The sequence below is a fragment of the Xanthomonas citri pv. mangiferaeindicae genome (genome assembly GCA_002240395.1).
In the GTDB taxonomy this organism is placed as follows: domain Bacteria; phylum Pseudomonadota; class Gammaproteobacteria; order Xanthomonadales; family Xanthomonadaceae; genus Luteimonas; species Luteimonas citri_A.
In genome coordinates, this window is the sequence record CP016836.1 from 3,385,859 (window position 1) to 3,398,569 (window position 12,711).

The following is a 12,711-nucleotide window of genomic DNA, read 5'->3' on the forward strand; positions in this document are numbered from 1 at the left end:
CGCGCGAACAGGCGCAGTTGTTCGAACGTCACGGCAGGCGGCCGGCCGCGTCGCGCGCGGCCACCTGCGCGACCCGGCTGCGATCAGCCCTGCTGGTCGAGGAAGCGTTCGGCATCGAGTGCGGCCATGCAGCCGAAGCCCGCCGAGGTGATCGCCTGGCGATAGTGCTGGTCGGTGACATCGCCGGCGGCGAACACGCCCGGCACGTTGGTCGCGGTCGCGTTGCCGTCGATGCCCGAACGGATTTCGAGATAGCCGTTGTGCATCGCTAGCTGGCCCTCGAACAGCGTCGTGTTCGGGGTGTGGCCGATCGCGACGAAGAAGCCGTGCACATCGAGATCGCGGGTCGCGCCGTCATGCACCGATTTCACCCGCAGCCCGGTCACGCCGGCGTCGTTGCCCAGCACCTCGTCGACGGTGTGGTGCCAGACCGGCTCGATCTTGCCGGCCTGGATCTTCGAAAACAGCTTGTCCTGCATGATCTTCTCGGCGCGCAGCGTGTCGCGGCGGTGCACCAGGTAGACCTTGCGGGCGATGTTGGACAGATACAGCGCTTCCTCGACCGCGGTGTTGCCGCCGCCGACCACGGCCACGTCCTGGTCCTTATAGAAGAAGCCGTCGCAGGTTGCGCAGGCCGACACGCCGCGGCCCTTGAAGGCCTCCTCCGACGGCAGCCCCAGGTACTTGGCGGTCGCGCCGGTCGCGATGATCAGCGCATCGCAGGTGTACTCGCCGCTGTCGCCCTTGAGCCGGAATGGACGCTGGGACAGGTCGGCGGTATGGATGTGGTCGAACACAACCTCGGTGTCGAAGCGCTCGGCATGCGCCTGCATGCGCGCCATCAGGTCCGGGCCGAGCAGGCCGTGGGCATCGCCCGGCCAGTTGTCGACTTCGGTGGTGGTCATCAGCTGACCGCCCATCTGCATGCCGGTGACGACGACCGGCTTGAGGTTGGCGCGCGCCGCGTAGACAGCGGCGGTCCAGCCGGCGGGCCCGGAGCCCAGGATCAGCAGACGGATGTGGCGGGGGCCGTTCGAAGAGCTCATGTAAACTCGCGGTTGATCGCACTGCGGCGCGTGTGGCGCATAGCTTGGCGTCCCGCCCCCTGCAAGACAAGGCGCGCTGGAGGCCGCCGCGCGCAACGCTGCGTCCGTCGCCGCGTCGCACGACCGTGCTGGCCGGCGCTGGCCCCGGACACGCGCAAGGCGCGTGCGGCCGCGGTCCGAAGGCGCGCTGCAGCCGGCCCGGTCTTGGCGTAATATCAACAACCTGTATCGAATTCCTCAGGTAATTACCCACGGTGGCAGCTCCGCTCTCAGATCGCGTCAAGCGCGCCCGCGGCGCCGAGAAGGCCACCGCGAAGGCGACGGCTGCCACTGCGCCCAATCCACGGCGCCAGCGGCTGCTGCGCGACATCGCCCTGATCGTTACCGCGCCGTTGCTGTTGTACCTGCTGGCGTGCCTGGTCACCTATTCGCACACCGATCCGAGCTGGTCGACGCAGGGCGGGGTGGTGGCGACCGAGATCCACAACGTCGGCGGCCCGGTTGGCGCCTGGACGGCCGACATCCTGCTGCAGTTGTGCGGATTGATGGCCTACCTGCTGCCGCCGATCCTCGGGGCGGTCGCCTGGATCGCGCTGTTCGGCATGGACGCAGGCAGCGAAGGCCGCGCCGACTTCGGCCCCGCGCTGCGGCTGGTCGGCATCGTCGGCTTCCTGATCTCGGCCGCGGGCCTGCTGGCGCTGCGGTTCGACGTGCTGGCCGGCTATCCGGCAGGCGGCGGTGGCATCCTCGGGCGGCTGGTCGGGCGCTCGCTGTCGGGCGCCTTCGGCCAAGTAGGCGGCAACCTGTTCCTGATCGCGCTGTTTCTGGTATCGGTGACGCTGGCGACCGGCCTGTCGTGGTTCGCGCTGATGGACCGCATCGGCGGCTGGATCCTGAAGTTGCCGCCGCTGCTGCGCCGGAGCAGCAAGCAGGCCACCGAGTGGAAGGCCGCGCGCGAGCATCGCGAGGAGCGCACCGAGGCGCGCAAGATCGAGACCGAACTGCGCGCCAAGCGTGCGCCGGTCAAGATCGAAGCGCCGGTGGTCCCGCCGGTGGTCGAGAAAAGCGAGCGCGCCAAGCGCGAGCAGCAGATCCCGATGTTCCACGGCGTCAATGCCGACGGCTCCGACGTGCCGCCGCTGTCGCTGCTCGATCCGCCCAAGCCCCAGCCGAGCGGTTACGACGAGGCGACGCTCGATACGCTGTCGCGGCAGATCGAGTTCAAACTCAAGGATTTCCGTATCGACGTCGAGGTCAAGGAGGCCCAGCCGGGCCCGGTGATCACGCGCTTCGAGATGGAGCCCGCGCCAGGCGTCAAGGTCAGCCAGATCAGTTCGCTCGACAAGGACATCGCCCGTGGCCTGTCGGTCAAGGCCGTGCGCGTGGTCGACGTGATCCCTGGCAAGTCGGTGATCGGTCTGGAGATTCCCAACGTGCGCCGGGAGATGATCTATCTCACCGAACTGCTCGACTCCAAGGAATACGACAAATCGGCCAGCCCGTTGACGCTGGCGCTGGGCAAGGGCATCAGTGGCAATCCGGTCGTTGCCGATCTGGCGCGCATGCCGCATCTGCTGGTCGCCGGTACCACCGGCTCGGGCAAGTCGGTCGCGGTCAACTCGATGGTGCTCAGCCTGCTGTTCAAGGCCTCGCCCAAAGACCTCAGGATGCTGATGATCGACCCGAAGATGCTCGAGCTGAGCGTCTACGAGGGCATCCCGCATCTGCTCGCACCGGTCGTCACCGACATGAAGGAGGCCGCCAACGGCCTGCGCTGGTGCGTGGCCGAGATGGAGCGCCGCTACAAGCTGATGAGCGCGGTGGGCGTGCGCAACCTCGCGGGCTTCAACAAGAAGGTCCGGGACGCGCAGGACGCCGGCCAGCCGCTGTCCGACCCGCTGTTCCGGCCCAACCCCGAGAGCGGGGAGGTCGCCGACCTGCTCGAACCGCTGCCCTACATCGTCATCTTCATCGACGAATTCGCCGACATGATGATGATCGTCGGCAAGAAGGTCGAAGAACTCATCGCGCGTCTGGCGCAGAAGGCCCGCGCCGCGGGCATCCACCTGATCCTGGCGACGCAGCGGCCGTCGGTGGACGTCATCACCGGTCTGATCAAGGCCAACATCCCGACCCGTATCGCCTTCCAGGTCAGCTCCAAGATCGACTCGCGCACGATCCTCGACCAGTCCGGCGCCGAGACCCTGCTCGGCAACGGTGACATGCTCTACCTGCCGCCGGGCACGGCGATGCCCGAGCGCGTGCACGGCGCGTTCGTCTCCGACGATGAGGTGCACCGTGTCGTCGAGCACCTCAAGCAGAGCGGCAAGGCCGAGTACATCGAAGGCGTGCTCGACGAGGTGCAGACGATGGGCGACGGCACCGTGGTCGGCGCGACCGGCCTGCCGGAGGCCAGCGGCGGTGGCGGCGACGAGAGCGACCCGCTGTATGACGAGGCGGTCAAGATCGTCACCGAGACCCGCCGCGCGTCGATCTCCGGCGTGCAGCGCCGGCTCAAGATCGGCTACAACCGCGCCGCGCGTCTGGTCGAGGCGATGGAGATGGCCGGCGTGGTCAGCCCGCCCGAACACAATGGCGACCGCAGCGTGCTCGCGCCCCCGCCACCGCGCTGACGGCTGAACGACCGATGCCGCCGCACGCGTCTGATGCGCGCGTGTCGGCATCGCATTCAGGCAACGATTCGCACACTCACCGCCACGATTCGATCACCCGAGGTCCAAGGATGCGTCCGATCTTCCGTCATTCCCGCTGGCTCGTCGCCGCGTCCGTGCTGGTCGCAGCAGGGCTGGCCCAGGCCGCCGACGCGCGCGCCCAGCTCGACACGTTCACCCGCGGCCTCAAGGGGCTGGAGGGGCAGTTCACGCAGCAGGTCAGCGACGGCAACGGCCGCGTCAAGGAAAGCGCGAGCGGCACCGTGGCGCTGTCGGCGCCGCGCCTGTTCCGCTGGGAGTACGTCAAGCCGTACCCGCAGCTGATCGTCGCAGACGGCAGGACCGTCTGGGTCTACGACCCCGACCTGCAGCAGGTCACGCGCCGTTCGCAGGGCAGCGAGGAACAGGACAGCCCGCTGGCGGCGCTGATCGATCCGTCGCGGCTCGACCGCGACTTCGTCGTCGAACCGGCGGGCGAGCGTGACGGTCTGTCGTGGCTGGAACTGCGGCCCAAGCAGGCCGAGGGCGCCGCGTTCGAGAACGCGCGGCTGGGCTTCGGCAACGACGGCGGCCTGGCACGGATGGAGATCCTCGACAGCCTCGGTCAGCGCACGACCATCGGCTTCAGCGGCTGGAAGCGCAATCCCACGTTCGCCGCCTCGACCTTCCGCTACACGCCGCCGGCCGGCGTCGACGTGGTGGGTGGCGACGAATAGTCCGCGCGGCCCCATCGGCTGATCGATCCCGCCGTCGCACGGGTTGCGACGGCGGCTTGCTATCGTGACGGCCCGTTTTCTGTCCCACGCCTCTGCCTCGTGTCCCGTTCCGCCAAGTCCGCCGCCTCGCTGACCGGCGACCTGCTGCAGGTCGACCGCAGCGCCATGCGTCCGCTCGCCGAGCGCATGCGCCCGGCGACCCTCGACGAAATGGTCGGCCAGCGCCGTCTGCTCGCCGAGGGCACCGCGCTGCGCACCGCGGTCGAGGCCGGCAAGGTGCACTCGATGGTGCTGTGGGGGCCGCCGGGCTGCGGCAAGACCACGCTGGCCTTGCTGCTGGCGCGCTATGCCGACGCCGAGTTCAAGGCGATCTCGGCTGTGCTGTCGGGCCTGCCCGAAGTCCGCCAGGTACTGGCCGAAGCCGCGCACCGCTTCGACGGCGGCCGGCGCACGGTGCTGTTCGTCGACGAGGTGCACCGCTTCAACAAGACCCAGCAGGACGCGTTCCTGCCGCATATCGAGCGCGGCACCATCGTGTTCGTCGGTGCGACCACCGAGAACCCCTCGTTCGAGCTCAATTCCGCGCTGCTCTCGCGCTGCCGCGTGCACGTCATGGAGGCGGTCTCACCCGATGACATTCAGGAGGCCCTGCGCCGCGCACTCGCTGACCCCGAGCGCGGCCTGGGCGACCGCACGCTGCACATCACCGACGACCTGCTGCGGCTGATCGCGGTGGCCGCCGACGGCGACGTGCGCCGGGCGCTGACGCTGCTGGAGATCGCCGCCGAACTGGCGTGCGAGGGGGGGAGGTCACCGCCGGCACGATCGAGCAGGTCCTGGCCGACCGCACCCGTCGCTTCGACAAGGGCGGCGAGCAGTTCTACGACCAGATCTCGGCGCTGCACAAATCGGTGCGCAGCTCCAATCCCGACGCCGCGCTGTACTGGCTGGCGCGCATGCTCGATGGCGGCTGCGACCCGGGCTATCTCGCCCGGCGGCTGACCCGGATGGCGGTCGAGGACATCGGCCTGGCCGACCCGCGGGCGCTGCAGATGGCGATCGATGCCTGGAACACCTTCGACCGGCTTGGCAGCCCCGAAGGCGATCTGGCCTTGGCGCAGGTGGCGATCTATCTGGCCAGCACCGCCAAGTCGAACGCCGCGTACATGGCCTTCAACCAGGCCAAGCGCGACGTGCGCGAGTACGGCACCCAGGAGGTGCCGATGCACATCCGCAATGCCCCGACCAAGCTGATGAAGGAACTCGGTTACGGCACCGGCTACCAGTACGACCACGACGCCGAAGGCGGCATCGCCCTCGACCAGACCGGCTTCCCGGATGCGATGGGCGAACGGGTCTACTACCAGCCCGTCGCCCGCGGCATGGAGATCAAGCTCAAGGACAAGCTCGACCAGCTGCGCGCCGCGCGCGAGGCGGCCCGCGCCGCACGCGACGACTGACGCTGCGGCAATCCCCGATCCGGCCGCGCGGTCCAGTCCTACGCGGATCGGCCGGAGGTCCGAGGCGCACGATCTGTTGGCGCGGCATCGTATCGATCCAGGATCGTGCCCCAGGACGGTGCCCATGCGAAGGTCGATGTTCGCGCTGCTGCTGGCGCTGTGCGTGCTGCCGGCGAGTGCCCAGTCGCTGCACAAGTGCCGGGAGGCCGCGGGCGGCATCGTCTACCAGTCGCAGGCCTGCGCGGGCGCAACACTGAGGACTTGGGAGATCGCCGATCTGCGCCCAGCGCCCGTTGCGGCGCAGCCAGCCCAGGTGACGTCAAACCCGCCTTCGGCACGCCCACGAGCGATGCGCACACGCAGCTTCCGCGCGCCACGCCGACCCTCCGCGCCGCGCGACGACCGGCACGCGCGCTGCCTCGCCGCCCGCGCCCAACGCGACAAGACGCTGGCCCGCCTCGGCATGCAGCGCCGCTACGACGACCTGCGCCGACTCAACGACGCGGTCTCGTCGGCGTGCAACCATCGTGGGATCCGGTAAGCCTGCAGGGCTGAAGCAGGGCTCGTTTGGGCAGGGCACCGGTTGTCAGGTTCATCGTCGAGCTGGCCAAGCGCTGCGCATGCATCGCCACAGCTGATTCGATCAAGGGAAAGCATGTCACTGCATGCGACCCCTTCCTTGGGCACGCATGGGATCGGGCCTATAATTTCCAGCGTTGATGGAAAGAACCAGCACGGCGCGACCGTGACAGGCTTTCATTCTTGCGACCAAGGTGGCGAAGATGAAAAAGCCGTTTGTTTCGTTGCGTCCGGAGATCACGCGGACACACGCCCTGCTTTTGATGGACTGGTTGGAAGATGAGCGCGTGACGCGCTACCTGAGCGACTCCCGCAGCGTGTCTCGATTCATCGCGCAGGCGGTAGACCGGACGCAGATGCCCATCCTGACACACTTGTTCAATCAGGGCGGCCGATTCTTCATGACCTACGACCGGAACGATGTCCCGGTCGGCTTCGTCCGCTTGGTGAAGACAGGCACCGAGTGCGAAATCGTCTTGGTCATCGGCGACCAGGACAACTGGGGGCGCGGACTGGGCGGCAGCACCATCCGGGAAGGCCTGAAGCTCGCTTTCCTCGACATGCGGGCCGAGACCGTCATCGCCAAGATTCAGCCGGGCAACACCCGCTCGCTCAAGGGCTTTGAGCGCTGCGGCTTTTTGCGCAAAGCCGAAGTATCCACGCTGAATTCTCTGTCCATGACCTCTGCTCGATATCTCCAGTTGCTGCGCGAAGGCGTCCTGGCAAAAGCGACCGACATCTACGTCACGGAGATCGACAAAGCCCGGCTCGAGAGCCTGATTGCGTTCGAGCAAGGGGCGGCCGTTGTCGAGCTTGAACACGAGATCGAGCGCGCGATCGTCGTGGAGCCGCAGCGCGTCGCGCGCGATGTCGTGACCATGAATTCCAGGGTCGTGCTGCAGGTGGACCACGATCAGGCGCAAGTCGAGCTCGTCTATCCGCAAGATGCCGACGACCGCTCCGGGAAACTGTCGATCCTCACCGACGTCGGCGCCGCGATCCTGGGCTACCAAGAAGGCGATGCCTTCGACTGGAGAGTGGGCGATCGTACGCGCCATATCCGGATCGACAAGGTGATCTACCAACCCGAATCGTTCGGGAATTTTCATCTCTAGACGTCGGGTAGGGCGCTGGTGGCCAAGCCTTCCGCCCGAGTTGGCCAGGCGATCCGGTCACGTGACGCAGCACGTGAGCAGGCTTACACTCCGTCCTACAGGGGATGGAGCGTTGCATCATGGATGTCAGGGGCGTCGCCGCGTTCGCGGTGTTGTTCGTCGTGTCGGCACCGGCCTTGGCCCAGCACGTCTACAAGTGCGTGAACTGGCAGGGCGCGGTCACGTACCAATCCGAACGCTGCCCCGAAGGCCAGCGCATCGATCGCACCTACGACACGAACCGTGACATTGAGGTCGGAGGGCGGGTTGTGCGCAACTTTGTGCCGACCACAGGCGGTTCGCCCGACGCACTTTCACCCACGTACGGCCGGGTCATGGATACCAACGGCCGCGTCAAGTCCGATGCGCTTTGCGAACCTGTTCGCGCTGTGGTCAATGGTGCGCGCGGCCATCGCACCATTGAAAGCATCCGCGCGAATGCGAGCCTTGTATCCCAGCTTTGCAATCACCCACGCGGTCCGGGCCGCTAGCGACTGACGGGCGCGGCTGCGCCACGCTTGATGCGGTTGGTGCTCTGACGTGCGGGAACTCGCAATAGGCGAGGTAGTGATTAGGGATGTTTATCGGGCGTAGATAGAGCGCGAATCCAGACCCGACGCCGTCGCTGATCAAGGCATGCATGCCCTAGCGAGGTTTAAGTATGCAAGGGATAGAAAATTCAGCTGTAAAGCTCTGTTTTTTTCTGCACGCTGCTAGCGCTTCTTAGTCTTCTTGCCAACCTTGCGTCTAGCCTCTGCTGCTCGCTGAGCTGTCTTGATCCTCATCTCTTCTTCAAACCGTTCCGAAACTTTTATCGCAAGGTCGTAGATGCCGGGCTTACCACCTCGAAGCTTGCGAAACATGTGGCCGAGCGTAGGAGAGACTGCGATTCGTCGACGACGAACGTAGTAGGCGAACTGATTACAGCTGACGTACGTAGAGAACCCACCCGCTAAGATACTCAGCTGGATCCAGAGTGAGCCGAGCGCTGGAACCCGACCAGAGTAGATCTGTACTAGTGCGATGCAGGAAGCCGTCAGAAGGACGAGCGGAAGCACTACAAGAACGGATCTGTAACCAACTGAGACCTTCAAGATTCGGCTTGGATCCTTAGCCTTCGCGATGGAGAGGATTGCATACAAATAGAGGGGCAACCCTAAGCATGCGATGTCGATGTTGGATAGGCTATAGGCCGGCTTGGCAGCCCAGAAAATGCACCAGAGCAGGGCGGCGAGCACCAGCATGACACCGAGGTCTTTGTATAGAAGTTTGTAGAATTCACGAAGGAACTCGTTGTTACGACGATGGTGGGAGCTCAGCAGGTCGATTAGATAGGCGGTTGCTACACCCCAAAGGGTTGTGCATAGGAAGATCAGTAGCAGCGCCACTGTTAGCCCGGGAAGAAAGTCGTATGCCCGGACGAAGATGGGTGCGATCGATGCCGATCCCCACACAAGGGACACAATCATGCACAGCAGGAGGAGGTAATGCATGCGATGTTGACGTAGGAGTATGCCTGCCTTATCGGCTTGCCAGCTGACTTCTGAATGATCGAATTAGTAGTTAAGTGGATTGACCAAGACGATTCACGAGCCCGTTCTAACGACCTGTCAAAATCCACCCCCTTCCTCTATCTGCTGACGCTGGGCTGGATCGAGAAGGATGAAGCCGCCGCGGCATCACAAGGTCGTTCGGCTGAACTAGGCGCGATCGGAGTGTGCGGTTTGGAAGATTTATCGGGGTTAGGGAGCGTGCCCACCTTCGGCCAACCTTGTAACTCAGGTCGCCGCGCCGACTTTCTGGCGCTTGGTCTGAGCGATGACTCGCATGACCGAGTCGTACGAATTGACACCATCACAGTCCTGAGCAATGAACTCAAGTTCGAGTCGGCCTTGAGTCGGCGAGTTAGTCCAATAATCGCCAGCCAGCACCTTGCCACCGTCTTGCAGCGTCAAGTGGCCATACCCGGTCGTCAGTTTGTTCTCTTTGTACGCGGTGCGACGCAGCTCGTAGACGTACGCCAAGTGGGTATCAGTAGTTTTCTCGTCTGTACCCAAGAACTCGAACGTTGAATGAGCCGGCTGGCGCTGAGTGAATGACTGAATCGATACAAACAGGTAGGTCTGCCGAATCACGAATGCGATTGGGATCGGAGCGGGGCGATTGCCCTCCTTATCCTGCCAGTCGGTGTATAGCGTTCCAGCCCAAATGCCATGGATGCTGGGCCGCCCCAGCCAACTGGCTAGGCGCTTGAACTTCCAGGGGCGATTCGCCAACAAGCCAAACAGCGCCGTCGTGAATAGAAGCGCCATAGAGATCGATTGGAAAGCCAGTGCAACAAAGGAGGTCTGGCTGCTACTGCTGGTAACAGCCAGGCGCAGCAGCACGATCACGGCAGCGGCACCTAGAGTCACGTAAAACGACGCCTTGATGAGGCGCACGATCTCGGCGAACGTCAGCGTGACTGTTCTCATCCGAGGCGCTCGTGGACCACGCAACGGCCGTCACTGAAATATGACAATTCGCTACGAGCAGTCAGGATGCCGCAGCCGTGGATGCCCCGCACCCGGCTCGCCAATGCCGCTGTCATATGGCGGGCGCCCGCAGCGGCGGGTGCCGTTGCTGGAAGCAATGGCAACGGCGGGGAGACGAACTGCGACAAGTGGCTCAGAACTTCACGTTCGACGTCCACGAAGTGAAAACCGTCATGCCAGCCGGAACCAACGCTGGACACTTGTGCCAGCGTGGCCGCAATAGCTGCCTCTCCGAACACGGGCAAGGACACCTCAGCCACCGGTGGGACATCGAGTCCAAGAAACAACAGCTCATCGAGCGTCGCGTAGAAAATCACCCCGAGGCCGGTAAAGTCGCTTGGCAATTGCGCGCTTGCGGCGCGCAGAACCCGTATGGCAAATCGTTGTGTAGAGCTTTCCATTTCGCCGCCGCGCCCCTCGTATGGATCAGCCGCCCCCTTGGCGCCGACTATTCTAGCGCCGCAGCACCGCATCGCGATTGCAGCCTATCCTCCTCAGACGGCGACTGGCAGCATGCGCACCGAGCGCAGCAGCCTGTGGCTGTTCACCCCGACCCAGCCGTCAGGGCCAGTGCCAACCATCAGGAACAGCAGCGGAGCCTAATGTCGCTCGCAGAGCTCGCACCACGACGCCAGATCGATGGAAGACAGGTGGGGCACAAGCTCGGAGTGAATCGCCAACGGTTTCGTCGGCACTTACGGCTCAGTTGATTGCTGCGCCTCAAACTCCACTCGGGTGATCGGAGCGACGGCGTGATCTTCAGACTTTTGCGCTGGTTTCGCACTAGCGTCGGCGAGACCTGCTACCCCATTCGAGATGGCCGGTCAGCTCATCCAGTCCGGTCTCCTCGCGCGTTTGTCGCCCGAAACGGTCCACCTCGATCTCTGGCGCGTCTTCGTTGTCGAACCAGAGCAGTGACGTCGTGGTGTCGCTCTCCGCGTAGTGGCGACTTAGCTCAACGAGCTCAAGACCAGCCTCCCAGTCTTCGAACCAGACGTCTTGGGCGACATCAGCGGTTTGAGTCTGAGTCTCCTTTGCAGCGCGGAGACGGTGTGCCAAGGCACCCTCGGGGATGGGGGAACGCGCGCGAATCCGCGCATTTAGCGCACGCAGCGTCTTGGACTGCGCTGCATAGCGCACTGTGCCGCGCTCCATCGTAACGAAGGCACAGGGGCCGTCGCTCAATGTTGCAAATCGCGATGCTGTGGCCGGGTAGGAGGTGCAGAAGGTGGCCGCCATCGTCTTGATGGCGTCGAGGGAAGGCTCACCTTTGGAAACAATAGCGAGCCACTGCTGATATGGCATCAGAAGTTCGGCTGCAAAAAGGTCGCAGTGGACCTCATTGATATGCCGCTTGGCGAAAGCCCAGGGCGCCACTTCCTTGTGATCTGACGGCAATTCAAGCGCGATATGCGCGATCTCGTGGCAAATCGTGAAGCGTTGGCGCTGAGGCGACTCCAAAGCGTTGATCGTGATGACGTGCTTGCCTGATGCGCGGGTCAGCGTGTAACCCGATTCGCCCTTATCAAGCTCGTCAAACTTGATCTTCGCGCCAAGGGCTTTTGCATAGGGACTCAGATCTTCGCCTACGGGAACAGCCCCAACCTGTCGCAAGAACTCACGCGCCCGGTGCGCGACCTCGGCGTCTTCCATAATCAATCTTCCTCATCGTCGTCCTCCGCGAACGCGCGCCTGACACGCGCAATCAACGTCTCAGGATCAGGCCTCGCGTTTCCCCTGTGCCGCACGCCGGCAGCTGCCGAGAATATTTCCACATCCACCGTGCTGTCTTCCAGCGCGTATTGGACGAGCGCTGGATCGGTGTCGGGGTGTTGCACCAGCCATGCAACTAACTCGTTCTCGCGCGGCTGAGTGCCGAGCACCGCGAGCATCTTCTGGACCAGATCCAGCGAAGGATTGGTCTTCTCTCCCGTCTCAAGGCGGTAGACGTAGGCGTGATCAACTTCAGTGAGTTCTGTAATACGGCGCAGCGAATGACCGCTGCGCTCCCGGAGCGTCCTCAGGGCGACGCCAAGACCGGTTTGAGGCATGTGAGTCCTTTAAGAAAGCGTTAGAACGCCATCGAAGCTGAACGAATGCCGTGCTGGGTGTGATCTGCCGCACACAGCAGTTGTAACCGAATCGACGGACTGATAGCGTGTTGTCCAGATAGACATACAGAGGCGGCGGAAGGGAGTAGCGGGTCAGGCTGATTTCCGGTCTGAGTGTTGTCTGGCTGAGCAGCGGAGTGTGCGGTAAGCGTGGCTGCTTCGCAAATCGAAGCTGCCGGAACTTCATGTCTGAGCAAGAAGGAATAGAAAAATGGCCGGTAAGAACCAGCACGTGGTGCCGCATCAGGAAGGCTGGGCGGTAAAGGGGGCGGGCAATCAGCGCGCCACGTCCGTGCACCAAACGCAGCAGAAAGCGATCGACGCAGGTCGTGAGATCGCCCGCAATCAGAGTTCGGAGCTCGTGATTCATCGCCCTGATGGGCGCATCCGCGACAAGGACAGTCACGGCAACGACAGCTTCCCGCCGCGAGGTTGATCC

The 12,711-nt window shown here is 64.0% G+C and carries 10 protein-coding genes and 1 pseudogene; 7 read left to right on the forward strand and 4 right to left on the reverse strand.

Features of this window, described 5'->3' with window-relative positions; all coding sequences use genetic code 11:
* Positions 1–83: 83 nt before the first annotated feature.
* Entirely contained in the window at positions 84–1,046 is a 963-nt protein-coding gene (locus tag BEN78_14745) for a thioredoxin-disulfide reductase (protein ID ASR44434.1), read from the reverse strand.
* A gap of 254 nt (positions 1,047–1,300) precedes the next feature.
* Between BEN78_14745 and BEN78_14750 the strand changes: the two genes are divergently transcribed.
* The 6 genes and pseudogenes from BEN78_14750 (at position 1,301) to BEN78_14775 (ending at position 8,118) form a co-directional block, all read left to right on the forward strand.
* A complete protein-coding gene (locus tag BEN78_14750; GenBank protein ID ASR44435.1) occupies positions 1,301–3,679 on the forward strand; it encodes a cell division protein FtsK in 2,379 nt (792 codons plus the stop codon).
* Positions 3,680–3,789: 110 nt separating this feature from the next.
* A complete protein-coding gene (locus BEN78_14755) occupies positions 3,790–4,434 on the forward strand; it encodes an outer membrane lipoprotein carrier protein LolA (GenBank protein ID ASR44436.1) in 645 nt (214 codons plus the stop codon).
* 99 nt (positions 4,435–4,533) lie between these two features.
* Positions 4,534–5,894 (forward strand): annotated as a pseudogene (locus tag BEN78_14760) (recombination factor protein RarA).
* Positions 5,895–6,030: 136 nt separating this feature from the next.
* A complete protein-coding gene (locus BEN78_14765; GenBank protein ASR44437.1) occupies positions 6,031–6,435 on the forward strand; it encodes a hypothetical protein in 405 nt (134 codons plus the stop codon).
* A 241-nt stretch (positions 6,436–6,676) separates the two neighbouring features.
* The gene (locus tag BEN78_14770; GenBank protein ASR44438.1) at positions 6,677–7,588 is read left to right on the forward strand and encodes a GNAT family N-acetyltransferase; all 912 of its coding nucleotides are present in this window, start codon (positions 6,677–6,679) and stop codon (positions 7,586–7,588) included.
* Between the two features lie 104 nt (positions 7,589–7,692).
* Entirely contained in the window at positions 7,693–8,118 is a 426-nt protein-coding gene (locus BEN78_14775) for a hypothetical protein (GenBank protein ASR44439.1), read from the forward strand.
* A 1,287-nt stretch (positions 8,119–9,405) separates the two neighbouring features.
* On the opposite strand, the gene BEN78_14780 is transcribed toward BEN78_14775, so the two are convergent.
* From BEN78_14780 to BEN78_14790, 3 genes are all read right to left on the reverse strand, one after another.
* Positions 9,406–10,101 carry a hypothetical protein gene (locus tag BEN78_14780; GenBank protein ASR44440.1) on the reverse strand — a complete coding sequence of 232 codons (696 nt, stop codon included), beginning with the start codon at positions 10,099–10,101 and terminating at the stop codon, positions 9,406–9,408.
* Positions 10,102–10,944: 843 nt separating this feature from the next.
* Positions 10,945–11,814, reverse strand: coding sequence for a hypothetical protein (locus BEN78_14785; protein ASR44441.1), 870 nt, complete (start codon positions 11,812–11,814; stop codon positions 10,945–10,947).
* Between the two features lie 2 nt (positions 11,815–11,816).
* Complete coding sequence (locus tag BEN78_14790; protein ID ASR44442.1) at positions 11,817–12,212, reverse strand: transcriptional regulator; 396 nt, start codon at positions 12,210–12,212, stop codon at positions 11,817–11,819.
* 271 nt (positions 12,213–12,483) lie between these two features.
* Between BEN78_14790 and BEN78_14795 the strand changes: the two genes are divergently transcribed.
* Entirely contained in the window at positions 12,484–12,708 is a 225-nt protein-coding gene (locus BEN78_14795; GenBank protein ASR44443.1) for a hypothetical protein, read from the forward strand.
* Positions 12,709–12,711: the final 3 nt, after the last annotated feature.

What these genes read in the sequence shown, in the direction of transcription:
- BEN78_14795 (ASR44443.1), top strand. Translation starts at nt 12,484, where the DNA reads ATGGCCGGTAAGAACCAGCACGTGGTGCCGCATCAGGAAGGCTGGGCG.
- BEN78_14790 (ASR44442.1), bottom strand. Translation starts at nt 12,212, where the DNA reads ATGCCTCAAACCGGTCTTGGCGTCGCCCTGAGGACGCTCCGGGAGCGC.
- BEN78_14765 (ASR44437.1), top strand. Translation starts at nt 6,031, where the DNA reads ATGTTCGCGCTGCTGCTGGCGCTGTGCGTGCTGCCGGCGAGTGCCCAG.
- BEN78_14745 (ASR44434.1), bottom strand. Translation starts at nt 1,046, where the DNA reads ATGAGCTCTTCGAACGGCCCCCGCCACATCCGTCTGCTGATCCTGGGC.
- BEN78_14785 (ASR44441.1), bottom strand. Translation starts at nt 11,814, where the DNA reads ATGGAAGACGCCGAGGTCGCGCACCGGGCGCGTGAGTTCTTGCGACAG.
- BEN78_14775 (ASR44439.1), top strand. Translation starts at nt 7,693, where the DNA reads ATGGAGCGTTGCATCATGGATGTCAGGGGCGTCGCCGCGTTCGCGGTG.
- BEN78_14770 (ASR44438.1), top strand. Translation starts at nt 6,677, where the DNA reads ATGAAAAAGCCGTTTGTTTCGTTGCGTCCGGAGATCACGCGGACACAC.
- BEN78_14755 (ASR44436.1), top strand. Translation starts at nt 3,790, where the DNA reads ATGCGTCCGATCTTCCGTCATTCCCGCTGGCTCGTCGCCGCGTCCGTG.
- BEN78_14780 (ASR44440.1), bottom strand. Translation starts at nt 10,101, where the DNA reads ATGAGAACAGTCACGCTGACGTTCGCCGAGATCGTGCGCCTCATCAAG.